The sequence below is a fragment of the Dehalococcoidia bacterium genome (genome assembly GCA_040902535.1).
GTDB lineage: Bacteria > Chloroflexota > Dehalococcoidia > DSTF01 > JACRBR01 > JBBDXD01.
In genome coordinates this window covers 226,539-248,924 of record JBBDXD010000019.1, presented here as the reverse complement: position 1 = coordinate 248,924, position 22,386 = coordinate 226,539, and the positions used below count along the sequence as shown (strand labels likewise).

Here is a 22,386-nt window from a genome sequence, read left to right as displayed (position 1 = left end):
TCAATTCAGTCCAACGCCACCAGCGCGATCCCCGCCAGGGCGCCCAGGATCGTGATGACGAGGAACGCCACGGTGATCTGGACCTCGGGGACCCCCAGCTTCTCGAAGTGGTGATGGATCGGCGCCATGCGAAAGACGCGCTTGCCGCCCGTCATACGGAAGTAGCCGATCTGGATGACGTTCGACGCGATCACCACGACGAAGATGACGCCGATCAGCGGTACCAAGAGCCACCAACCCGTCATCAACGCGACGATGGCGAGCGTGCCGCCGAGCGGCAACGATCCGCTGTCGCCCATGAAGATCCGCGCGGGGTACGCGTTCCACCACAGGAAGCCGAGCAGCGCGCCGACGAGCGCAAAGCAAAACGTCGCGAGCGCGTCCTGTTCCTGCATCAACGCGATGACGCCGAACGCCCCGATTGCCACCGCCGACGTGCTTCCGCACAACATGTCGAGGCCGTCGCTGACGCCGACCGCCGACGTCGTCGACACGAAGACGCCGATCGCGATCAGCACGTAGATCGGGCCGATGTCGTAGTGTCCGTAGTGCGGCACCAACAACCGCGGCGCGTCGATACCCTCATAAAGCAGAAGGGAAGCACCGACGCCAATGACCGCGAACGCGACCAGTTTCAAGACCATCGTCGTGCGGTCATGAGCCTCGCGCTGCCCGCGGTCGATCAGCGTGCCCAGATCATCGTAAAAGCCGACGAGCGCGAGCATGCCCGCGACCGCAATCGGCAGGAGCATGTCCGCGTCTTGCGGGACCACCGCAATCAGCGCCACCGGCAGCGATACGCCGAAGATCAGCAGCCCGCCGAACGTCGGCGTGCCGGCCTTGACCATGTGCGACTCTGGTCCATCGGCGCTGATCGCCTTGCCGAGCTTCTTCTCGCGCAGGAACGCGATCAACGGCTTGCCGGCCAGGACGGCGATGGCCGCCGCGATGCAACCGGCAAACAAGGCGGTGGTCATGCGTCCGCCTGCAGTTCGTCGACGAGCGTCTCGAGCGCGAGCGCGCGCGATCCCTTGAGCAGCACCACGTCGCCCGCCGCGACCTGCCGCAGCAACTCGCCCGCGATGCCGTGCTTGTCGATGCTGATCCGCACGTCCGCGTGCCCCGCTTCGATGGCGGCGTCGCCGATCCAGCGGCCCAACTCCCCCACGGCGAAAATCACATCCGCGACCTCAGCCGCGCGCCGTCCCACCTCCCGATGGCCGTCCATCGAAGCGTCGCCGAGTTCGCGCATGTCGCCGAGGACGGCGAACTTGCGCCCCGGCAGTTCGCCCAGCAGGTCAAGCGCTGCCCGCATCGACGCTGGGCTCGCGTTGTAGGTGTCGTCGATGATCGTTGAACCCTTCGGGCCGGGTCGCTGCGCCAAGCGCACCGGGATCTGCGCCTCGGATAGCGCCGCGGCGACGTCGGTCACGTCGATGCCATCGATGATGGCCGCGGCGGCGGCGGCGAGCGCGTTGTGGACGAGCTGCACGCCCGGCAGGCGCGAGTACACGGTCGCGCGCTCATCGCCGTGCACCAGCGTGAACTGCACGCCCGCGAGCCCGTGACTCTCGATGTCCTCCGCGCGCACGTCGGCTTCCGACGCAAGCCCGTAGGTCATGACGTTCGCGGTCGTCCGGCCAGCCATGCCGGCGACGCGCGGATCATCGATGTTGAGAATCGCGGTGCCGTCCTCGTCTAACGACTCGACGAGTTCCGTCTTCGCAGCCGTGATCGCCTCGATCGTACCGAGGCGTTCCATGTGCGCCGGCCCGACGTTCGTCACGATGCCGACATCCGGCATGGCGATCTTGCAGAGCAGCGCGATCTCGCCCGGCGCCCACATTCCCATTTCGAGCACGGCGCGGCGGTGCCTTCGGGTCAGTTCGAGCAAGACGAGCGGCAGGCCGATCTCGCTGTTGAGGTTGCCTTCGTTCTTGAGCAGCGGATAGCGCGTCGCGAGCACGGCGGCTGTCAGTTCCTTGGTCGTTGTCTTGCCGACGCTGCCGGTGACGGCGACGACCTTCACGTTCGAACGAGCCTGGCGGCGCACCCATGCCAGGCTCTGCAGTGCCTTGAGCGGATCTTCGACGACGTACTGCGCGAGGTCAGCATCAACGGCACGCGCGACGATCGCCGCTGACGCGCCGCGCTGCGCTGCGTGCGCCACGAAGTCATGACCGTCGGCGTGCTCGCCAGGAAGCGCGACGAAGATGTCGTTCTTGCCGGCTTTGCGAGAGTCCACCACCGCCTGCCGAAACTTCATCGGCCCGACGGATGGCGCCTGCAGCAATGCCGGGCGGAGAGCGGTGGCCAGTTCCTTAGCACTAATCATGGGCGGAGCCTGCCTGCCTCGGGCGCCGTCCTCGCCGGATCAGCGGCCTGTTGTCACCAGTTGCGGCCCCTCGGGCCGCACGCCGAGGTAGGCGAGGATGCTGGGTGCGAGCGCGGAGAACACCGGCGCGGAGACCGTGCCTCCAAGCTTGTCTTCCTTGAAATCGAGTTTCACCAGCACGATGATCTGCGGGTCTTCGGCCGGTGCGAAGCCGATGAACGACGCGATGTTGCCGTCCTGCACCGTGCCATCCGCGAGCGTGGCACCCGTCGTCGTGCCGGTCTTGCCACCGACGTGGTAGCCCTTCACGGCCGCGAGGTGACCGGGCACGCCCTCGACCACCTGGTTCATCATATCGGCTACCGTGTTAGCCGTTTCCTCTTTGACCACCTGCCTGACGACGACCGGCTCGAAGCGCCGGGGCCCCTGCGGCGTCTCCATCTCTTGCAAGACGTACGGGCGCATCAGCCCGCCGCCGTTGACCAGCGACGACACCGCCGTGATCACCTGCAGTGGCGATGCGGCGATCCCCTGTCCGAAGCTGTTCGTGGCCAAGTCGACTTCCGACCAGTAAAGGTCGTCGTTCGTCCGCACCAGCCCCTCCGGGTCGCCGCCCAGGCCGACGCCGGTCGACTCGCCCATGCCGAAGTCACGCACGTACTTGTAGAAGAGGTCCGCCCCGACGAGCTGGCCGAGCCATACCGCGCCGGTGTTGAGGCTCCGCTGCAGCACCTGCGTCACGGTGGTGATGCCGTTCGCGCTGTAATCCCAGTTTCGAATCGTAGACACGCCGATGTACGCCGCGCCCGTATCGTCATACGTCGTCTCCGGCGTGACGAGCCCCTGGTCGATCGCCATCGCCGCCGTCAGCGTTTTGAAGACAGATCCGGGTTCGTAGACGTCCGTGACCGCGCGATTCCGAAACAGCGCCTCGTTCGGATCGTTCAGATTGAGCTGTGAGAGCCGGAAGCCCGGCTCGCTCGCCATGGCGAGCAGCGCGCCCGTCGCAGGCTCCATCACGATGATCGTGCCGCCAAGCGCGCCTGTCGCTTTGATGCGCGAGTCCAACTCGCCTTCCACGATGCGCTGGATGTAGCGGTCGATTGTCAGCGTGACGTCGCCGCCCGCCTCCGGCTTCTTGCCGATGCGCTCGATCCCCAGCGCAATGCGGTTGCCGATGCTGTCCCGCTCGAAGTAGATCGTACCCGGCGTCCCACCCAATTCCGTATCGAGGTCGGCTTCGAGGCCGGTGAGACCCGTGTGGTCGCGCCCGACGAAGCCAATCAGCGTCGATGCCAGGTCGCCCTCCGGATAGAAGCGCTTCGCTGACAGCACCAGGCGCAGCCCCGGCGCCTCTTCATCCTTCAACGACTGCCCGGCATCGAAGTCGAGGCCGCGGTGCGCAAGATATGTTCCCTCGTCCTCCTTGCGGGCCTCGGTCACCAGGTCCGCCGCCGTGCGTCCGATCAGCGGCGCAATCACCGATGCCGCTGCGTGGGCGACTGAGACATCTCGCCAGTCCGCGCGATTGATGTACACGTCATATGCGTCGACGGTCGTCGCAAGCGGATACCCGTTGCGGTCGAGGATGGCGCCGCGCGGCGCCCGCACTTCCTGCTGTCCAAAATGCTCGGAGCGCGCTTCGGCTTTGTAGTGGGCGCCGTCGAAAATCTGCACCTGCACGACGCGCGCGGTGAGCACCAGGCCCGCGATGGCGAACGCCGCGGCGAGTGCCGTGAGACGCGTGTTCATGCGGCCGCGCTTCCCGAACATCTTCGATCCCTCGACCAGTCCACGCGGCCCGGGCGGGTCCGCGATCTGCTACTACGGAATCAGCCAGTCGATCGCGCGCTTCCAGAACGGTTTGCCGTCTTGTGCGGGCGTTTCGGCTTGTGGTTCATCCGGAAGGAACCGTGTCGGCAGTGTCTGGCGCTCCGGCACGGCCTGATTTACATCGATATAGAGTCGTCGCTGCGCCGGCAGCATCCCCAACTCGATGCGAGCGACGAGGTCCACCCGCGCCAGCGACGACAGGCTTGCGACATCGGCCTCCAGTTTGTGATTCGCCGCGAGCTTCACGTCGCGCTCGCGCTTCAACGATTCGATCTGGTAGCCGGTGCTCGTCAGCCGGCTGAACTGGTTCACCTGCAAGAGCGCCACCGCGACGACGATCGCCGCAACGACGTACAGGACGAGTCTTCCCGAACGCGCTTTGCCGAAGATTCGCGGAGCGGGCATTGCAGGCCGGTGCAGCGCTGCCATCGCCCGTCCCTAAGCCGCGTGATCGGCGAGGCGCCCTGCGGCGCGCAGCCGTGCACTGCGCGCGCGCGGGTTCGCTTCGATCTCCGCGTGCGACGGCTTGAGCGCGCCCTTCGTGACCGGCCGCAGCGTGGCCATGTGACCGCACCGGCACTCCGGGAGGCCCGGCGGACAGATGCAATCCCTCGATTCTCGCCGGATGTACTCCTTGACGATCCGGTCCTCGAGCGAGTGGTAGCTGAGCACGGTGAGCCGTGCCCCAAAGCCGAGCAGGCCGTGGGCCTGAGGAAGTGCGGCGGCTAGATTCTCTAGCTCTTGATTAACCGCGATGCGGAGAGCCTGAAACGTCCTGGTGGCGGGGTGGGTTTTCAGATTGGCTCTCCTACCCACGGCCTGCTCGACGGCTTTGGCTAGTTCAATGCTCGTCCGAACCGGGCGAGCTGCGACGATCCGGCGGGCGATCCTGCGGCTCGCCGGTTCCTCTCCATACTTGAAGATCAGGTCGGCCAGTTCGGCCTCGCTGTACGTGTTGACGATGTCGCCGGCGGTCAGTCCTTCGCCGCCGAAGCGCATGTCCAACGTCGTGTCGCGCTGAAAGCTGAACCCCTCGCCCAGTTCCAGCTGGAATGATGAGAGACCCAGGTCCATCAGCACCCCGTTGACGGGAGCGAACTCGCGCTGCCGGCAGATCTCGCCGACATCGCCAAAGTTGCCCTGTACCAGCTCGAAGCTTCCGGCGAAGCGCGCCAGCCGCTCGTTCCCACGCGCGATCGCCGCCGGATCGGCGTCGATGCCGAGGAGCGTGCCACCGGGCTGCGCACGATCGAGAATCGCCTCCGCATGCCCGGCGCCGCCCAGCGTGCAGTCGACATATCTGCCGCCCGCCTGCACATCCAGCGTCGTGAGGGCTTCTCCGAGCATGACAGGGATGTGTTTCACATCTGCCATCATGGTTCCCACGTCTGTACCGATTCGAGCGTCACTTCGAGTTCCGCGTCGACGCGCGCCATCTCCGCTTCGTACGCGTCGGGCGACCAAATTTCCAGCCACTCGCCTGCGCCGATGATCAGCACTTTGCCCGAGAGCGCTGCGTATTCGCGCATATGCGCTGGAATCAGGATACGGTTCTGCTTGTCCAGCTCCGTTTCGAACGAGCGCGAGAAAAGCGACTTGCGCAGGTCGCGGCCGCTGCGGCGGAGCGATGGCTGCGCGACCGTCTGTGCGGCCTGCGTCTCGAACGCTTCCTGGGTGTAGACGCGCAGGCATTTGTCCGGGGAGCCCTGGCTGAGCACGACCCCGCTGCGGAACGCGTCGCGATAACGCGGAGGGAGGGGCACTCTCCCTCTCTCGTCCATCGCGTAATCGGCGGTTCCGAGAAAGTACACGAGATCGCTCGACGTCCTGTCGATGGCTCAAAGGATCCATCCGTCAGCCAGTATCCCCACGAACCCCCACAGACTACCATTGAACTTCGATGTGTCAAGTGCTTACACATAAACTTTTCCCATCTTCTTCCACCGCATGCCTCAATGGAGCCCGGTGCAACCACGGAACGACACAGCGCTGTACGATGCGCGCGATGAACGTCGGCATTCTCACCGTAAGCGATGCGGGAAGCCGCGGCGAACGCGCCGACACAAGCGGCGACGCGATACGCGAGTTGATCGTGGGAGCCGGTGGGGACATCGGGCGGTACCAGGTTGTTCCCGATGAAGTCGAGACCATCGCATCGACGCTGCGCGAGTGGTGCGACGGCGGCGGCCTCGACCTGATCCTCACGACCGGAGGCACGGGCCTTGCCGCACGCGACATAACACCGGAAGCGACGATGAGCATCGCTGAGCGCTCCGTGCCCGGACTCGCTGAAGCGATGCGCGCTGAAGGAGTGAAGCACACACCGCGTGCGATGTTGAGCCGATCCGTCGCGGTCGTACGGCGGTCCACTCTTATCGTCAACTTACCCGGCAGCGAAAAGGGTGTGCGCGAGTCGCTCAGCGCCATCATCGGTGTACTGCCGCATGCGGTGGACCTGCTCCGCGGCGCGACGGAGCATCCCACGTGGTCATAACGAGATCATCGCGTGATCTGGCGCAGGCTCCTCGTCGCGATGTCCGCGTGCTGCGATGTGCTCGCTGCGGGGGCATGTCGGCGCGCTGCTTCCGCAGCCCGCGATTTCACATCTGTAATCTCGGAGAGGGATCGCACAGCCGAGGATCCTCGGCTATACTCGCTGAGGTTTTCACTCCACCTCAAAATTCGCGCGGACCTGGCGGGGGAGCGCCGCGCGTACAACGTTGATCGATTGCGGCAGAGAGGCTGCAAATGACCGCGCGTACGCTGGCCTGGACAGGCTTCATTGCGGTTGCCGCTTTCATGCTCATGGCGGCGAGCGGCCTCACCGTCCTTGACCCCGTCGAAAATGTCACCCTCAACGTCACCTCACCGGTGCAGGGGGTCATGAGTGACACTACGCGCCCCGTCGCTCGATGGGTGAACAACGTGACGGACGCGGGTGCGCTGTCCGCTGAGAATCGCGAACTGCGCGCCGAAAACGAGCAACTCCGCAACGAACTCACGCGCGCACGCGAAGGCGCCGTGCAGGCAGAACAGCAGGCGGAGTTGGAGGCCGTCCGCGCGGAGTTCCCGGACGACAGTTTCCTGGATGCCGCCGTGATTGCGCGCGACACCACCAACGTCCGATCGATCATTGCGATCGATATCGGCCGGGCAGACGGCGCGCGCGATGGCATGATCGTGGTTTCGGAGGGACGCAGTCTGGTCGGCACGATCTCGAAAACCTTCGACGATTACGCGTGGGTCACGCTGATCACCGACCCGAAGAGCGCCGTAAGCTCGATGGTGCAGGAGTCACGCGCCGAAGGAGTCGTCGCCGGCAACTACGGCGGCGAGTTGATCATGGAGTTCGTCGGACAGGGCGCGATCGTCAAAACCGGCGACTTCGTCATGTCGTCGGGCATCGGCGGCGGATATCCCGAAGGCATCGTCATCGGACGTGTCTCGCGCGTGAAGAAGACCGAGCAGGATCTGTTCCAGGCGGTGTACGTCGACCACCTTGCGAGTCTCACGAGCATGGAGAGCGTGCTCGTGCTGATGAGTTTTGAGCCCATCGAGCTGGAGCAGCCGTGAGATACGTGTTCGGTGCTGCCGCCGCGTTCCTGCTCGCCATGTTCCAGGCGTCGTCGGTCGAACAGGTTCGCGTCATGGGGGTCATTCCGAATCTCATGCTGGTCATGCTCGTGTGCTGGCTCGTCGTCCGCGGACTCGACGACGTACTGCCGATGGTGGCTGTCACGGGTATCACGCTCGGGTTCGTCGGCCTGCAGACACCGGGATTCGTGCTGCTGGCGTTGCTGCTCGCGATCGCGCCCGTGGGTCTGCTGCGGGAGATGCACATCGTGAGCAGCGAACTCGTGCTAACCCTGCTGCTCGTAGGACTGGCGTCGCTGATTTACGAGACGGTGCTCGTGTTCGGCGTCATGGCAACGGGCGGCGTCTTCGACCTGCGGGGCGCCTTCGGCGATGTCGTACTGCCGGCCGCCGCGGTCAATCTGCTCCTGGCGCCTCCGGTATATGTGCTCATGCGGCCGGCGAAGCCACGCGCATCGCGCAACAGGTACGCGTATTGATGACGTTCATCCGCTGAAAAGGAATTCATGGGACTGGCAATAGGGTCAAGGCGGCGGAGATGGCGTTCTGAGAACGTCGAGGAGCCCGACCCCAAAGAACAGGTCAAATTCAAGCTCGCGCTCTTGCGGTTGCTCGTGTTGATCGCGTTTGGCGCGCTCACCCTGCAACTTGCGCGCCTGCAGATCATGCGTGGCGCCGAGTTCGAGCAGCGCGCCGAACTCAACCAGTTGCGCGTCGAGCCCGTGATCCCGTCGCGCGGGCTGATCTATGACCGCAACGGCGTGCCCGTCGTCGAAAACGTCCCGAGTTTTTCGGCCGGCCTCGTCGCGGCCGACGTACCCGACGACCGCACGCTCGAGATCGCCGCGGGGATCGAAGAACTGCTCGGCGTGCCTGCGCTCGAGACCGTGCTGCGCATTCAAGCCGCGCGCAAGTCGAACGATCCGTTCACGCCGGTCATCGTCAAGGACGGACTTGATCGCGCCAGCGCCTTTCGCGTGCGCGAAGAATTGCCAGACCTACCCGGCCTCCAGGTGATCATCGAGCCGGTACGCCGTTACACGCAGGGAGAGATCCTCTCGTCCGTGCTTGGCTACACCGGCCGGGTCGACGAGGATGACTACGCGATACTGAAGGACGAGGGGTATCTCGCGAGTGACCGCCTGGGCAAGGCCGGCGTTGAAGCGGCGTACGAGGACTACCTGCGCGGCGTCCCCGGCTCCAAACAGATCGAGAAGGATGCGTCGGGCCGGGAGATCCAGGTACTCGATGAAGTGCTCGCCGAACCCGGCAATGACCTCATCCTGTCGATCGACCTCGATCTGCAGAAGAAGGCGACGGAACTGACGCAGGCGGCGGCGAATGGCGGTCAGGCCGCCGCCATCATCATGGACGTCAACAGCGGCGAAGTCCTCGCACTGGTATCGCTGCCGATGTACGACAACAACGTCCTATCCGGCAAGATCGACGAAGTTCGGCTCGAGCGATATCTGGACGACCCCAAGAAACCGCTCGTGAACCACGCGCTGGCGGAGCAGTACGCACCGGGTTCGATCTTCAAGCAGATCACCGGCTCGGCGGCGCTGCAGGAAGGCGTCGCGAACCCTTCGACGACGATTACGAGCAACGGCTACATCACCGTCCCCAACCAGTACGACCCGTCGGTCATCTACACGTTCCGCGACTGGGCGAGCCTCGGGACGCTGGATTTTTACGGCGGCGTCGCGATGTCGTCCGACGTGTACTTCTACTTTCTGGCGGGCGGCTACCACGAGTACGGCTTCAACTTCAACGGGCTCGGCATCGACAAGCTCTCCGCGTACACGCGCATGTTCGGGCTGGGCCGCCCGACCGGAATCGACATCGCCGGCGAGGCGCCCGGCAACGTGCCGGATCCGGACTGGAAGATGGAGACGTTCGGCGAGCAATGGACACTCGGCGACACCTACAACATGGGCATTGGCCAGGGATTCCTGGCGGCGACACCGATCCAGATGGTGCGCGCAACGGCCGCAGTCGCTAACGGCGGACTGGTGCTGCACCCGCGCGTCGTCCGCGAGGTGGTCGACGCCGAAGGGCACGTCATCGTCCCGAACCAGCCGCAAGTCGAGTCGCGGATCCCGATCGACGAGCATAACTTCGAGATCATCCGCGAGGCCATGCGACAGGCCGTGAGCTGGGGCACGGCGAAGGACGGCGCGGTGCGCGGCGTCGAAGTCGCCGGAAAGACCGGCACCGCCGAGTTCGGCCAGCGCTTCGCCGATGGCAACTACGAAACGCACGCGTGGTATGCGGGCTTCGCGCCGGCCAACGATCCGCAGATCGCGATCACGGTCTTCCTCGAGCGCGGTGTCGGCGCCATTAAAGCGGCGCCGCTCGCTTCGAAGATCCTCGACTACTACTTCCACCGCCAGGCGCCCGGGCAACAGGCGGTGGCGCCGTGAATTGGCGCAACACGCCGACGCGTGAGTTTGACTTCGTGCTGGTGCTGACTGCCGCCGCGCTTATCACGTACGGCCTGCTGCTCATTTACAGTGGCAGCCTCAATACCTACGGCGACCCCGGCATGGATCTGTCGCATCCGGTGACGCGCCAGGCAGCGTTTGCGATCTTCGGCCTGGGTGTCATGCTCGTCGTGTCGCGCTTCGAATACCGGCTGCTGGGGCCGTTGAGCCTCTCGCTGTACCTGGTATCGCTCGCACTGTTGGTCTTTGTGCTGGTTGCCGGCACCAGCGAGTATGGCGCGCGCCGCTGGATCGATCTGCCCGGCACCCAGGTCCAACCTTCCGAGATCGCAAAGACCTGCACCGTCATCATGCTGGCGAAGTTCTTCGCCGACAACGATGAGAATCTCCGTTCACTGCGCGTCTTTGCGACATCGCTCGCTATCGCCGCGGTGCCCGGCGCCCTCGTCCTCATCGAGCCGGATCTGGGATCAGCGATGGTGTTTGGCGTGCTGTGGCTCGCAATGGCGATCGTGGCAGGCGTCCGTCCGCTGCACCTCGCGGGACTCCTGGCCGCCGCCGCGGCCATCGCGCCGTTGGCCATCTGGCAGCTTGCGCACGGGTACCAGCGAGAGCGCATCTTCATCTGGTGGGATCCGGAGAAGGACCCGACCGGGTCGGGATTCAACATCTTGCAGGCGGAAATCAGCATCGGTTCGGGGCGGACCTGGGGCAAGGGGTTCACGCACGGCACGCAGACGCAGCTCGACTACCTGCGCACGCAGACGACGGACTACGTCTTCAGCGTCGGTGCCGAAGAGCTGGGGTTCGCCGGCGCGATGGTGCTCTTCGGTCTGTTCGTCATCCTGCTCTTCCGCATGATCCAGATAGCGTCCCGCGCCGACGACACGTTCGGCCGCCTGATCGCTATCGGCATCGCGTCATTCGTGCTCTTCCAGGCGTTTGTTAACATCGGCGTGAACATCCGGTTGATCCCGGTGACGGGCGTGCCGCTGCCGTTCGTGAGCCTGGGCGGAAGTTCGCTCGTGACGCTACTGGCATCATTGGGAATTCTGCTGAGCATTCTTGGACACAGACGCCGCCGCCCCAGACGTGCCTGAGCCTCAGACTGGCTTCATGCAGAGCCGCCTGTTCGCCGCGGTCCGCATCGTCGTCACGCTCGCAATTGTCGCCGGGCTGATCGTCAAGCTGTCTCCCGGCGACCTGCGCGATACCGCGCGCGACGCCGATCCCTGGCTGCTCATCGCGTCAGCCGCGTTGATGTTCGCCGTCCAGTTCCTCGTGGCGATCAAGTGGCTCGTGCTGCTGCGCGCGCGCGATGTTCAGCAGCCGTTCCTGCGCGTGGCGCGTATGTACTGCATCGGCAACCTGTTGAGCAACGTATTGCCGACGGCCGTAGGCGGCGACGTCTACCGCGTGTATCGCATGCAGCGCGAGGCGCAGGCGCGCGCCGCCGACGTGACGATGAGCGTGCTGTACGAGCGCGCGACCGGATACGGCGCGATGACCTGCCTGGGCGCGCTCGGCGCGGCGTTCCACTATGGCAACGTCGCGATCGGTTTCCTCGCCCTCGCCGGCGGCGCGAGCGCCGCGCTCGTGCTTGCGTTCGTGCTGCCGCGCATGCCGTTCCCGGCGATTCAGCACGATCATTTCCTGCGCAATCTGCTCGCCCACCGCCGCGAACTGGTCGCCGTGTACCAGATGTCGGTGTTCTCTCTCGCCATCCAGGCGCTCTACATCTCGACGATCGCGCTGGCCGGGCGCGCCCTCGGCATCGAGGTGTCGTGGTGGTACTGGGCCTTCGCGACGTGGGTCGTCGCGATCGCCCTGTTGTTGCCGGTCACGCTCGGCGGCCTGGGCGTTCGCGAATCGAGCTACTCAGCGCTCCTGAATCACGCCGGCGCGACGTCTGCGCAGGGCGCGTCGGTCGGATTTGCACTCGGCGTGCTGCTCATCGTCTCCAACGCGTTCGGACTGCTGCTCGTCGAGGCGGCGGAACGGCTGCAGGTCCGCGACCGGCGAACGGAACCGGCGCCTGTCGGCCCCAACCCGTCCGCCTAAGGAACGAGAGCGCTCGGCAGCAGGCCGCTACGCCTCCCGCGTTGGCTCCCGCTCGAGCAGCCGCGCGATCATCGATGCGGTCGTCGCTTCCTCGAACAACACCGCACGCAGGCTCTGCGTGATTGGCAGGTCGATGCGCAGGCGCTCGCCGAGCACGCACGCCGAAGCCGTCGCATCGATGCCTTCGACGACGCCCTCCGAACGCGCACGCGCCTCCGGCTCCGATGCGCCTTGAGCGATCGCTTCTCCGAAGCTGCGGTTGCGGCTCAGCGGGCTATAGCAAGTCGCCATCACGTCGCCTATGCCTGCGAGCCCGGCGAAGGTCGCCGGCATTCCGCCCGCGGCGACGCCGAGCCGCGTGATCTCGGCCAGCGCGCGCGTGATGATGCCCGCTTTCGCGTTGTCGCCGACGCCGAGGCCATCGGCGATGCCCGCGACGATCGCGACGACATTCTTCAGGGAGCCCGCAAGCTCGACGCCCGCCACGTCGCTCGACGCGTAGACTCGAAACGCCGCGCTGTGAAACAGCGATTGCGCACGCTCAACGTTCGCCGGATTCCGGCCCGCAATGACCGTCGCCGCCGGAAGGCCGCGCGCGATCTCGGACGCAAGATTCGGACCGGAGAGAGCGCAGATGTCGCCCTCATCTTCCTGTGGCAGTTCTTCCAGCAACATTTCCGACACGCGCTTTGCCGATGTGCGCTCGAGCCCCTTGGTCGCATGTACGACGAGGGTGCGAGGCGCGATCGCGTCGCGGATCGCTCTCGCGTTCTCGCGGATCGACTGCGACGGCACAGCGATTACGATCACGTCGGCGCCGTGGATCGCCGTGCGCGTATCGCTCGTCGCGACGAGATGGAATGGCAGTTCGAGCGACGGCATGCGCGGCGCGCGGCGGTTGCCGTTGATCTCGCGCGCCTCTTCGCTTGTGCGCGTGACGATGCGGGCGGCATGGCCGTTGCGCGCCAGCAGCCACGCGAGCGTCATACCCCAGGCCGTCGCGCCGGTGAAGGCTACGACGGCGATGGCGCTCGTTCCTCTTCGACGGGGTGGGCGCGCTTGTCGCCGCCTCGGCCGATCTTCGGCTCAGCGCCCGCGAGCAGTCGCTCGATGTTCGGGCGATGCTTGTATACGATAAGCGCCGCGGCGCCCGTCGCGTACGCCGCGTACGCCCACGGGCTGACATCGATCGTCGCCAGGGCGATGAACACCACGGCGAGTGCAGGCGCCATGCTGATCGACATCACGGACATGATCCGCGTCGCGCCGACCACCAGCGCGGCTACCGGGATCATCGCCAGCGCCGCCAGCGGGTTCATCGCGAGCGCCGCGCCGTAGCCGCTCGCGACGGCGCGCCCGCCGCGGAAATTCGCGAATACCGGCCAGATGTGCCCGCACACGGCGGCGAAGCCGGCGGCGGCCGCGACCCAAGCGCGGTCATCTGTCGTCCCGATATCCGCGAGCCGCGCAAGGCCTTGCCCGAGATACACGGGCACGATGCCCTTCGCGATATCCGCGACGATCACGACGACACCCGCCTTCATGCCGGACGTGCGCATGACGTTCGTCGCGCCGGTGACGCCGCTGCCATAGTCGCGCACGTCGATGCCGCGCGTGACGCGCCCGACGATCAGCCCGACCGGAATCGACCCGATCAGATATCCGACAACGGCGGCGAGTGGAATCGCCCACACCACGGCGCTTGTGCTCCTCGGCAGCGTGCTTCCAGCGCGATCCGTTCTACTCTAGCCCATGCGCCGCCGCGGCGGGATCGCTACTCGGGCACCTCTTCTGTTCGGCCCCGGAACACCAGCTTGATCGCGGTTCCCTGAAAGCCCCACCGGCGGCGGATCACGTTCTCCATGTAACGCCGGTAGCTGAAATGCACGAGTGTAGGATCATTGACGAAGAAGACGAACGTCGGCGGTGCCACTTCCGCCTGCGTGATGTACAGCAGCTTCAGCCGCTTGCCCTTCGAAGGCACCGTCGGCGGCCGCTCCGCGACGGAGCGGCGAATCACCTGGTTGAGTTCGCCCGTATCGACGCGCTTTCGCCGCTCGTTGCCGATGCGCACGGCTTCCTTGAGCACCGCCTCGATGCCATCGCCATCTTTCGCCGACACGAAACGCAGCGAAACCCACGGCGCGAACTTGAGCTTCCAGCGCAGCCGCCGCTCCCAGTCCTCGCGCGCCCATTCCCCGTCTCTTACGAGGTCCCACTTGTTCGCGACGACGATCAAGCCCAAGGCCGCGTCGAGCGCGTAGCCCACGACGTGCGAATCCTGTGCCGTGAACCCCTGCGAGAGGTCGAAGACCGCAAGCGCAATCTCCGCGCGCTCCAGCGCCCGGCGAGCGCGCAGCGTGGAGTGCTTCTCGACGCCCGCCTCGATCGAGCCGCGGCGCCGCAAACCGGCGGTGTCGATGAGGATGAGCCGCCGGGACTCGAACTCAAACGGTGTGTCGATGACATCTCGCGTCGTGCCCGGGACATCGCTGACGATCACCCGCTCTTCGCCGAGCACCGCATTGAGCAACGACGACTTGCCGACGTTTGGCCGTCCCACGATCGCGAGCCGCAGACCTTCTTCGTCCTGCCGCTCCTCCGCCTCTTCCGGCGGCAGCGTATCGACGATCATGTCGAGCACGTCCGCAACGCCGTGACCGTGCAGCGCGCTCACGGGTATCGGATCGCCCAGGCCGAGTTCATAAAACGCGACCGACGCGTCCGTGCGCTCTTCGTTCTCCGCCTTGTTGGCGAGCAGCAGCACCGGTTTGTTCGACCTCCGCAGGATATCTGCGACTTCGATGTCTGCCGCGGTCGAACCGTCGCGCGCATCGACGACGAACAATACGATCGCCGCCTCTTCGAGCGCCTGTTCGATCTGCGCACGCACCAGCGGTGTGTACGTTCCCGGCACGTCTGGCTCGAGCCCGCCCGTATCGACGAGCGTGAACTCGCGGTTGCGCCATTCGACGGCGCCGTAGATGCGGTCGCGCGTCGTGCCTGGCAGGTCTTCGACGAGCGCGGGCCGCCCGCCTACGAGGCGGTTGAACAGCGCCGACTTGCCGACGTTCGGCCGCCCGACGATTGCAACGACGCGGGAAGCGCCGTCCGGGGTCGCGTTCATTGGCGCGTCAGCGCGACCCCGAGTTCCCCCGGCTCGACCCGTATGACGCTGGTGTTTCCGGGCGGGGTTACCTGCAGCGGCAGGACATGCAGTCCCTCGTCCAATCCCTGCGCATCGGCGCTGACGACGATCGATTGTGCCGTGAGCTGCCCCAACACCGATACGTCGCCGGCGAGCGTCACCGCTACCGGCTCCGCCGGCGTCGCGAACAACCCATCGCCGACGTTCGCGATCTGCGGCACGACCAGGAACGTGAACTCGCCACTGCCTGGTTCGATATCGATCGCCACCTCGATCGTCGGGTTGCCCTGCAAGCGCGCCCCCGGCGGCAGTTGCAGCTGCACCGTGCGGCGCACGTCGTCACGGGCATCCGCGATCGATATCTCTTCGGTCAACACACCGCGGACGGCATCGATGGACTGCAGGACTTCGAGCGATCCGCTGATCGTGACGATGGCAGGCTGCACGCTGATGTCCGCCACGTTGAACCCGGCCGCCGGGTTGCCCGCGATCACGGGCGACACGACGAACGGCGAACTGAACTCCCGCTGCTCGAGGTCCACGTCGACGCTCGCCGTCGAAGGGCTCACCGTTACGCGGCTGAGCGCTCCGTCGCGGGCGTCGCGCGGCTCCAGAGCCACGCGGTCCTCCGTCACGTCGACGCGCGCGCCCGTGAGGTTCACCTCCGCTACCACGCTGTCGACGAGCGCCACCAGGCTTTCCGGCCCCGTAACCGTCGCACTGTCTGGTTGGACGTTTGTGTTGGCTGCCGCGAACCCCGTCTGCGGCGATCCGACGATCTCCACGCGCACCGGCACATCGCGGGAGCGTCGCGGCTCCAGGGTCACGTCGACCTGCGCGGGCGTTGTCGAGACCACGTTGACGCGGCCATTCGGCGGCGCAACATCCACCGGCACCCCTGACCGGCCCACCGTCAGGCCGCCGAGATCAACCGTCGCTTCGAAGTCATCGACGTCCAGCCCCTCAAATTCGTTCTCCGGCGCCTCGATGCGGATACTTACGGTCGAAGCGGACGCCTGCGAGACAGCCAGGTCGTTCGGCACGTTGACGTACGTGATGGGGATGGCCTTGTTGAACGTACGCTCCGTCGTCGGGTTCTCCCGCTCGGTCACGTACAGCCACAGGCTCACCGCCAGCGCCAACGCCAGCGCCGCCAGGCTCAGGTTGCCGATCACCGACGTGATCGCACCACGGCCGATAAAGAGCAGAGCGCCCGGCAACCTGCGCAGCGTATTCACACGCTCGCCCCGTTCTGGCCGCCGAGCAACCGCTCGAGCAGTCCGCGCAATCGCGCTTCATCGAGCCGGGTGTACATGCGGCCATCCGCCGCCACCGAGATGCGGCCCGTCTCCTCGGACACGATGAGTGACACCGCGTCCGTGCGCTCGGTGATGCCGAGCCCTGCGCGGTGCCGCGTGCCCAATTCGCCCGGCAGCGAGTTCTCGGACAACGGCAGTGTTACGCCCGCAGCTACGACGCGGTCGCCCCGCACCACCAACGCGCCATCGTGCAGCGGTGACTTGGGAAAGAAAATGTTCTCGATCAGTTCGGGCGAAGGGACCGCGTCGACGGCTATGCCGCGCTCCGAAAACTCCGTAAGCCCCGTCTCTCGTTCGAGCACGATCAGGGCGCCGATCTTTTGTCGCGCCATATCAAGCGCCGCTTCGCTCACGGCGTCGAGCGTCTCGTCGTAGTCGAGCGTGCCGAATGCCCGCGCGCCCGCGCGCCCGACGCGTTCGAGCGCACGCCGGATCTCCTGCTGGAAAATGACGGGCAGAGCGATGAGCAGACCGAGGAATGAGTTGCGCAGCAGGAAGTTGAGCAAGCGCAAGTCGAAGATTCTGCCCAGGATGAAGGCGCCGATCAGCAAGATCGTCGCGCCGCGGACGACGGCCATCGCGGTCGTGCCGCGGAGCAACAGCAGCATGCCGAAAATCAGCGACCAGATCAGAAAGACGTCAAGCGCCGCCGTGGAGTCGAACTGCTCGAAGTTGTCGACGATAAAGTCCCACAGATCCGTCATCGCACGGCGCTACAGGGCATGCTCGCTCGCAACCAGCGCAAGGATCGCTTTCTGCGCATGTAGCCGGTTCTCCGCCTGGTCAAACACCACCGACTGCGGGCCTTCGATCACATCTTCCGTGACTTCTTCGCCGCGGTGCGCCGGCAGGTCGTGCATGAAGATAGCGTCGCGCTTCGCGAGGGCCATCACGTCGGCCGTGACGCTGAACCCGGCGAACGCTTCCTTGCGCTGGGCGTACGTGTCTTCCTGGCCCATGCTCGCCCAGACGTCGGTATACACCACGTCGGCGTCTCGCGCGGCGGCGGCGGCGCTGGCGTGCAGCTCAAAGTGGCCGCCGTTCGCGCGTGCCATGTCTTCGATCGCGCGGATGATCCCCGGCGGCAACTCATAGCCCTCCGGGGAGGCCATCGCGAACTGTATGCCCGTGAGGGCCGAGGCCTCGGCGAGTGACTGCGCCACGTTAAACCCGTCGCCAATGAATGCCAGCCGTACACCACGGAGGGTGCCGCGCCGTTCAAGGATCGTCAGGAGGTCTGCCATCGCCTGGCAGGGGTGCTCCTCATCGGAAAGGGCGTTGATCACAGGTACGTCGGCGTGCCGTGCGAGGTCGATCAGCGTTTGGTGCAGGTACGTGCGCGCGGCGATCACATCGACATAACGGCTCAACACGCGCGCGACGTCGGCGACCGGCTCACGCTGGCCGAGCCCCACTTCCGCCTGGTTCAAATAGACGGCGTGGCCGCCAAGCTGCTGCATCGCGACGTCGAAGCTGACGCGCGTGCGCAGCGACGGCTTCTCGAAGATCAGGCCAAGCGTCTTGCGCGCGAGCAAGTCCGTGCCGCCGCCATCGCGTTTCATGCTCAGGGCGATGTGCAGGATCTTCTCGACCTCGTCGGGGCTGAGGTCGGCGATGGAGAGCAGATCACGTCCGCGCACAGAATCCTCCGTCCCCGCCCGTCACGCGAACGTAGTATAGCCGCGCGGCCCTGCGGAACGCCGCTTGACACGCCAACGCTATGCTATAGTTCCCCGCAGATTGTCAGTCAGGACGGTCGCGACGACTCCTATGGAGCTAACCCCGCAGCGCGAGCGCAAGCTCGCCTTGATCTTCCCCGGTCAGGGATCGCAACACCCGGGCATGGGTAAGCAGGTCGCCGAACGGTCACGCGCCGCGCGGGACGTCTTCGCGCAGGCCGACGACATCCTCAAAATCAACGTCACCAAGATCGTGCTGGAAGGCTCGGAGCGGGATCTTGCCCGCACGGTCAACACCCAGCCGGCGATCCTCGCCGTGAGCTGGGCATATCTCGCCTATCTGCGCGAGCGTGCCGAAAGCGTCGGGAGGCAGATCAAGCCCTCGTTCGGCTCCGGCCATAGCTTCGGCCAGTTCTCCGCCGCCGCGGCCGCCGACGCGCTTTCGTTCTCCGATGCGCTCCGCCTCGTGCGCGAGCGCGGCCGCATTATGACGAAGTGGTCGAAGAAGCGCCCCGGCGGCATGGCCTCGATCATCGGCCCGTCCGATGACGACGTGCGCGACGCTTGCGAGGAGGTCTCGCCCGATGGCGATGTGGGCGTCGCCGCGATCAACGCGCCGGGACAAACCGTCATCTCCGGCACCATCGCCGCCCTGCAGCGCGCCGCGGAACTTGTCAAGGAGCGCGGCGCCCGCGTCGTGCACCTGCCAATATCCGTGCCCGGCCACTTTCCCAAGATGTCAGAGGCGCGCGAAGAACTCCGCAAATTCATCGAGCAGATCGAGTTTCACGACCCGAAGTTCCCGATCGTCTCGAGCCTCACCGGCCGCGCCCTGACGACGGCCGACGAGGCGAAGCAGGAGCTGAGCGACCAGATGACGGGCGCCATCAACTGGATGCGCGCGTTCCTGGAGATGCGCCGCGCCGGCGCATCGACGTTCTTCGAAGTGGGTCCGGGCCACGTGCTGGCGAACCTCGCGAAACGCGTCGACAAGGACGTCACCGTCTTCGACCCGTTCGATGAGACGCAGTGGCAGGAGTTGGTGCTTGCACTACCGCGACTCGACGAAGGCAACGCGACCGCTCCCGAGAAGACATTCGTCTCGTGACCAACGCCTCGTCCAAGGGCCGCCCCGAGTATCTGCCCAACCGTCGCGTCGTCGTGACCGGCATGGGCACCGTGTGCCCGCTTGGCAACAACTGGCGCGATGCCTGGCAGGCGATGGTCGACGGCCGCTCCGGCATCGCCAGGCTCACGCAGTTCGACGTTAGCCAGTTCGAAGTGCAGATCGGCGGCGAGGTCAAGGACTTTCGTCCCGAAGAGGCGATCCCCACCAAAGAGCTGCGGCGCATGGACAAGAACGGCCAGTACGCCGTCGTCTCCGCGCTCGAAGCTGTCGCCGATGCCGGCCTCGTCATCGATGAGTCGAACCGCGACGACGTCGGCGTCATCTTCGGGTCTGCGGGCGGCGGCTATGGCCTGCTGCTGGAACAGTACGAGATCTTCCAGAAGAGCGGCTATCGTCGCGTCAGCCCCTTCCTGATCAGCAACATGCTGCCCGATGCCGCATCCGGGCACGTCTCGATCTTGCTCGGTGCCGCCGGACCGAACATGGCCGTCGCGTCTGCATGCTCCACGGGCTCGGGCGCCATCGGTGAAGCGTGGGAGACGGTCCGTCGCGGCGATGCCGAGGCGATCATTGCCGGCGGCACGGACAACCCGCTGCTGCCCGTGCTGCTCGCCGGATTTCACGCTCTGCGCGCGCTCGCGAACGATCCGGAGCGCCCCGAGCGTGCGTGCAAGCCGTTCGACGCGCGCCGCGACGGGTTCGTCGTCGGGCAGGGCGCAGCGGCGCTCGTGCTGGAGAGCCTCGACAACGCGAAGGCGCGCGGCGCCGAGATCTATGCCGAAGTCATCGGCTACGGCTCCAGCGCCGATGCGTACGACATGGTGGCGTCGCTCGAGGATGGCCGTGGTTCAGCGATGGCGATGACGCGCGCGCTGAAGAAGGCCGGTATCGAGCCGTCGGACGTGGACTACATCAACCCGCATGGCACGGGCACGCCGCTCAACGACCGTGCCGAGACCAATGCCATCAAGGCGGCATTCGGCGACCACGCGAAGAAGCTCGCGATCAGCTCGACGAAGGCGCTTCATGGTCACCTGATGGGCGGCGCCGGCGCACTCGAGTCGATCGCGGCGATCCAGGCGATCCGCACCGGCATCATCCCCCCGACGATCAACTACGAGGTGCCCGACCCCGACTGCGACCTCGACTACGTGCCGAACGAAGCCCGCCAGGCTGATGTGCGCGTCTCGTTGTCGAACAGCGTCGGACTTGGCGGCCACAACGCCTGCGTCATCTTCCAGCGCTACGAAGACTGATCTCGACGTCGACGCCAGGTGAGCTAAAGAGATGCCATCTGCCGTTTTATGAACTGGTCAAGCAGAGGAACTGCTAACGAGTACTTCCCCCACCGATTCTTGTAAACCAGTCCCGCATCGGCGAGAGCGATGAGCATCTGACTTACGTGACTGCCACTGAACGGCTTTGGCAGCATGGCTGACTGCCTCACAATGTCCTGCACAGAGAACTCGCTCTCGGCATTCTCGAGCTGGGCGATAACCCACATCAAGTCACGTTGGCGATCCGTAACGCGTGCCCACCGCCCGGAGAAAAAGTCGGCATCAAGTTTTCGCATGACGCTGTCCCATGGAACGGATCGGAGCTCTTCTCCAGCCTCCGCCTGTTGCGTCCACACGTCATAAAGCTCCCGGCAGACGAACTGAATGAAATAGGGATACCCTCGCGTGACGTTGTAGATCCCCGGCACCGAGCCCTCGGCGATACTCACCCACGCGCCTGAGTCCTTGATGGGTTTCATGATGGCGTCGCGCGTAGCCGCATCATCAAGACGTTCCAGCGTCATCACATGGAACATTCTCTCCGCGAACGTACGCGCATCAACGAGCTTCGGGAATAAAGTTGGAAGTCCCGTGAGGACGAGCATGAAAGGGATGCCCCTTTTTTGGAGCGATTGGAATACGTCCAGCAGGAGCGACAGCGGATACTCGCGCCGTCCCGCATGATCAGCGAGGTTCTGAGCCTCGTCGTAGGCGAAAATCACTCCCTTCTTACTGAGAGGGGCGATTGAAGCCCAAGCAGTCTCCAAAACGGCTTTAAGCTTGTCCGCTGAGAGTCCATTGGTCGCTTGCCAAGTTGCAACCAGCGCGTGGAAGTCCAGCGTACGTGCCGTGGCTCTGTCTCCCGCGGCGAGCCCCGTACCTCGTTCCACGGTCACTCCGGTGATGAGGGATGACGTTACTACCGATAAATCAGTCATGAGTCGGATTGCCAACGTCTCCTCTGTTACGCTGCTCGACTCCGAGACATCAGTACCCACCCAGATCCACCCCTCCCTGATCGCCATCGGCTTGAAGGCGCCTTCAAGGAGGACTGTTTTACCAACCCCGCGGAGGCCGGTCAGAATCACGTTGTCCAAGATCCGGTCTTGCTTTAGAAACTGGGCGAACTCAGCCTTCTCGGTGCCACGTCCCGCCAGATATGGCGGATCGTGTCCGGCGCCTGGCCGAAAGGGATTCTTGACTGCCTTTTCCATAATGAATTAGCTCCTCGGCTAAAATTATGAACTATTCTAATCTTAGACCGAGCGCTAATCGTTCGTCAACTTCTCTTCGATTCCCCAGGGTCCCACGCCTAATTCGGTACCTGCTACGCTGCGCCCGTGGATCCCGAGCCGATCTTCGAAAAGAGCATCGAGATCAAGCCGATCGGCTTCACGCTCTCGTTTCGCGCGCGCCCATCGACGGTGCGCCGTACGGTGGTGAGCCTGCTGCCGTGGGCGCTCTACGCCGCACTGCCGCACGGCCGCGTGTCGAAGGTCGCGCTGCTCGCCGCGCGCCGTCTCTCACCGATGGTGAAACAGAAGATCCGCTGATACGCCGCGTCACA

At 65.3% G+C, this 22,386-nt stretch carries 22 protein-coding genes; 9 read left to right on the top strand and 13 right to left on the bottom strand.

The features are described 5' to 3' along the window. Positions 1-5 precede the first annotated feature (5 nt). The 6 genes from mraY to WEB52_10830 all read right to left on the bottom strand — a co-directional run bounded on the left by mraY (position 6) and on the right by WEB52_10830 (position 5,979). Positions 6-977: a phospho-N-acetylmuramoyl-pentapeptide-transferase gene (gene mraY, locus WEB52_10855; GenBank protein MEX2226936.1), complete on the bottom strand. Its 972-nt coding sequence runs from the start codon at positions 975-977 to the stop codon at positions 6-8. Beyond that, a complete protein-coding gene (gene murF, locus WEB52_10850; GenBank protein MEX2226935.1) occupies positions 974-2,335 on the bottom strand; it encodes a UDP-N-acetylmuramoyl-tripeptide--D-alanyl-D-alanine ligase in 1,362 nt (453 codons plus the stop codon). The genes mraY and murF overlap by 4 nt, the downstream gene beginning before the upstream one ends. A 39-nt stretch (positions 2,336-2,374) precedes the next feature. After that, positions 2,375-4,087, bottom strand: a complete 1,713-nt coding sequence (locus tag WEB52_10845; protein ID MEX2226934.1) for a penicillin-binding protein 2 — start codon at positions 4,085-4,087, stop codon at positions 2,375-2,377. A gap of 72 nt (positions 4,088-4,159) precedes the next feature. After that, the gene (locus tag WEB52_10840) at positions 4,160-4,573 is read right to left on the bottom strand and encodes a hypothetical protein (protein MEX2226933.1); all 414 of its coding nucleotides are present in this window, start codon (positions 4,571-4,573) and stop codon (positions 4,160-4,162) included. A 33-nt stretch (positions 4,574-4,606) separates the two neighbouring features. Then, the gene (rsmH, locus tag WEB52_10835) at positions 4,607-5,545 is read right to left on the bottom strand and encodes a 16S rRNA (cytosine(1402)-N(4))-methyltransferase RsmH (GenBank protein MEX2226932.1); all 939 of its coding nucleotides are present in this window, start codon (positions 5,543-5,545) and stop codon (positions 4,607-4,609) included. Continuing rightward, entirely contained in the window at positions 5,542-5,979 is a 438-nt protein-coding gene (locus WEB52_10830; protein ID MEX2226931.1) for a hypothetical protein, read from the bottom strand. Before WEB52_10830 ends, rsmH begins: the two co-directional genes overlap by 4 nt. Positions 5,980-6,164: 185 nt before the next feature. Here WEB52_10830 and WEB52_10825 point away from each other — a divergent pair, with 185 nt between their 5' ends. The 6 genes from WEB52_10825 to WEB52_10800 all read left to right on the top strand — a co-directional run bounded on the left by WEB52_10825 (position 6,165) and on the right by WEB52_10800 (position 12,267). Beyond that, positions 6,165-6,662 carry a MogA/MoaB family molybdenum cofactor biosynthesis protein gene (locus WEB52_10825; GenBank protein ID MEX2226930.1) on the top strand — a complete coding sequence of 166 codons (498 nt, stop codon included), beginning with the start codon at positions 6,165-6,167 and terminating at the stop codon, positions 6,660-6,662. Between the two features lie 254 nt (positions 6,663-6,916). Beyond that, positions 6,917-7,741, top strand: a complete 825-nt coding sequence (gene mreC, locus WEB52_10820) for a rod shape-determining protein MreC (GenBank protein MEX2226929.1) — start codon at positions 6,917-6,919, stop codon at positions 7,739-7,741. Then, entirely contained in the window at positions 7,738-8,241 is a 504-nt protein-coding gene (locus WEB52_10815) for a hypothetical protein (GenBank protein MEX2226928.1), read from the top strand. Before mreC ends, WEB52_10815 begins: the two co-directional genes overlap by 4 nt. Positions 8,242-8,268: 27 nt before the next feature. Continuing rightward, on the top strand, positions 8,269-10,185 hold the full coding sequence (mrdA, locus tag WEB52_10810; GenBank protein MEX2226927.1) for a penicillin-binding protein 2: 1,917 nt from the start codon (positions 8,269-8,271) through the stop codon (positions 10,183-10,185). Then, positions 10,182-11,306 carry a rod shape-determining protein RodA gene (rodA, locus tag WEB52_10805; GenBank protein ID MEX2226926.1) on the top strand — a complete coding sequence of 375 codons (1,125 nt, stop codon included), beginning with the start codon at positions 10,182-10,184 and terminating at the stop codon, positions 11,304-11,306. Before mrdA ends, rodA begins: the two co-directional genes overlap by 4 nt. 16 nt (positions 11,307-11,322) lie before the next feature. After that, positions 11,323-12,267, top strand: coding sequence for a lysylphosphatidylglycerol synthase transmembrane domain-containing protein (locus WEB52_10800; protein ID MEX2226925.1), 945 nt, complete (start codon positions 11,323-11,325; stop codon positions 12,265-12,267). Between the two features lie 27 nt (positions 12,268-12,294). On the opposite strand, the gene WEB52_10795 is transcribed toward WEB52_10800, so the two are convergent. The 6 genes from WEB52_10795 to argF all read right to left on the bottom strand — a co-directional run bounded on the left by WEB52_10795 (position 12,295) and on the right by argF (position 18,374). Then, positions 12,295-13,293 carry an NAD(P)H-dependent glycerol-3-phosphate dehydrogenase gene (locus tag WEB52_10795; GenBank protein ID MEX2226924.1) on the bottom strand — a complete coding sequence of 333 codons (999 nt, stop codon included), beginning with the start codon at positions 13,291-13,293 and terminating at the stop codon, positions 12,295-12,297. Further along, positions 13,281-13,961, bottom strand: a complete 681-nt coding sequence (gene plsY / locus WEB52_10790) for a glycerol-3-phosphate 1-O-acyltransferase PlsY (protein ID MEX2226923.1) — start codon at positions 13,959-13,961, stop codon at positions 13,281-13,283. The genes WEB52_10795 and plsY overlap by 13 nt, the downstream gene beginning before the upstream one ends. Before the next feature lie 80 nt (positions 13,962-14,041). After that, positions 14,042-15,394 (bottom strand): ribosome biogenesis GTPase Der, encoded by a 1,353-nt coding sequence (der, locus tag WEB52_10785; GenBank protein ID MEX2226922.1) that lies wholly within the window; start codon positions 15,392-15,394, stop codon positions 14,042-14,044. Continuing rightward, positions 15,391-16,635: a CdaR family protein gene (locus WEB52_10780; GenBank protein ID MEX2226921.1), complete on the bottom strand. Its 1,245-nt coding sequence runs from the start codon at positions 16,633-16,635 to the stop codon at positions 15,391-15,393. Before WEB52_10780 ends, der begins: the two co-directional genes overlap by 4 nt. 14 nt (positions 16,636-16,649) lie before the next feature. Continuing rightward, positions 16,650-17,438, bottom strand: coding sequence for a diadenylate cyclase CdaA (gene cdaA, locus WEB52_10775; GenBank protein ID MEX2226920.1), 789 nt, complete (start codon positions 17,436-17,438; stop codon positions 16,650-16,652). Positions 17,439-17,447: 9 nt separating this feature from the next. Further along, positions 17,448-18,374 (bottom strand): ornithine carbamoyltransferase, encoded by a 927-nt coding sequence (gene argF / locus WEB52_10770; GenBank protein ID MEX2226919.1) that lies wholly within the window; start codon positions 18,372-18,374, stop codon positions 17,448-17,450. Positions 18,375-18,504: 130 nt separating this feature from the next. On the opposite strand from argF, the gene fabD reads away from it, so the two are divergent. After that, the gene (fabD, locus tag WEB52_10765; protein ID MEX2226918.1) at positions 18,505-19,521 is read left to right on the top strand and encodes an ACP S-malonyltransferase; all 1,017 of its coding nucleotides are present in this window, start codon (positions 18,505-18,507) and stop codon (positions 19,519-19,521) included. 32 nt (positions 19,522-19,553) lie between these two features. Beyond that, a complete protein-coding gene (gene fabF / locus WEB52_10760) occupies positions 19,554-20,798 on the top strand; it encodes a beta-ketoacyl-ACP synthase II (protein MEX2226917.1) in 1,245 nt (414 codons plus the stop codon). A 23-nt stretch (positions 20,799-20,821) separates the two neighbouring features. Here the strand turns inward: fabF and WEB52_10755 are convergent, their stop codons facing one another. Further along, a complete protein-coding gene (locus WEB52_10755) occupies positions 20,822-22,033 on the bottom strand; it encodes an ATP-binding protein (GenBank protein ID MEX2226916.1) in 1,212 nt (403 codons plus the stop codon). A 126-nt stretch (positions 22,034-22,159) separates the two neighbouring features. On the opposite strand from WEB52_10755, the gene WEB52_10750 reads away from it, so the two are divergent. Then, positions 22,160-22,372 carry a hypothetical protein gene (locus WEB52_10750; GenBank protein MEX2226915.1) on the top strand — a complete coding sequence of 71 codons (213 nt, stop codon included), beginning with the start codon at positions 22,160-22,162 and terminating at the stop codon, positions 22,370-22,372. Positions 22,373-22,386: the final 14 nt, after the last annotated feature.

Bases quoted from the DNA above. Each gene is read 5' to 3' on its own strand.
- cdaA (MEX2226920.1), bottom strand. From the start codon at position 17,438: ATGACGGATCTGTGGGACTTTATCGTCGACAACTTCGAGCAGTTCGAC.
- WEB52_10840 (MEX2226933.1), bottom strand. From the start codon at position 4,573: ATGCCCGCTCCGCGAATCTTCGGCAAAGCGCGTTCGGGAAGACTCGTC.
- mreC (MEX2226929.1), top strand. From the start codon at position 6,917: ATGACCGCGCGTACGCTGGCCTGGACAGGCTTCATTGCGGTTGCCGCT.
- WEB52_10755 (MEX2226916.1), bottom strand. From the start codon at position 22,033: ATGGAAAAGGCAGTCAAGAATCCCTTTCGGCCAGGCGCCGGACACGAT.
- mraY (MEX2226936.1), bottom strand. From the start codon at position 977: ATGACCACCGCCTTGTTTGCCGGTTGCATCGCGGCGGCCATCGCCGTC.
- rsmH (MEX2226932.1), bottom strand. From the start codon at position 5,545: ATGATGGCAGATGTGAAACACATCCCTGTCATGCTCGGAGAAGCCCTC.
- murF (MEX2226935.1), bottom strand. From the start codon at position 2,335: ATGATTAGTGCTAAGGAACTGGCCACCGCTCTCCGCCCGGCATTGCTG.
- der (MEX2226922.1), bottom strand. From the start codon at position 15,394: ATGAACGCGACCCCGGACGGCGCTTCCCGCGTCGTTGCAATCGTCGGG.
- WEB52_10825 (MEX2226930.1), top strand. From the start codon at position 6,165: ATGCGCGCGATGAACGTCGGCATTCTCACCGTAAGCGATGCGGGAAGC.
- mrdA (MEX2226927.1), top strand. From the start codon at position 8,269: ATGGGACTGGCAATAGGGTCAAGGCGGCGGAGATGGCGTTCTGAGAAC.
- WEB52_10800 (MEX2226925.1), top strand. From the start codon at position 11,323: ATGCAGAGCCGCCTGTTCGCCGCGGTCCGCATCGTCGTCACGCTCGCA.
- fabD (MEX2226918.1), top strand. From the start codon at position 18,505: ATGGAGCTAACCCCGCAGCGCGAGCGCAAGCTCGCCTTGATCTTCCCC.
- WEB52_10845 (MEX2226934.1), bottom strand. From the start codon at position 4,087: ATGAACACGCGTCTCACGGCACTCGCCGCGGCGTTCGCCATCGCGGGC.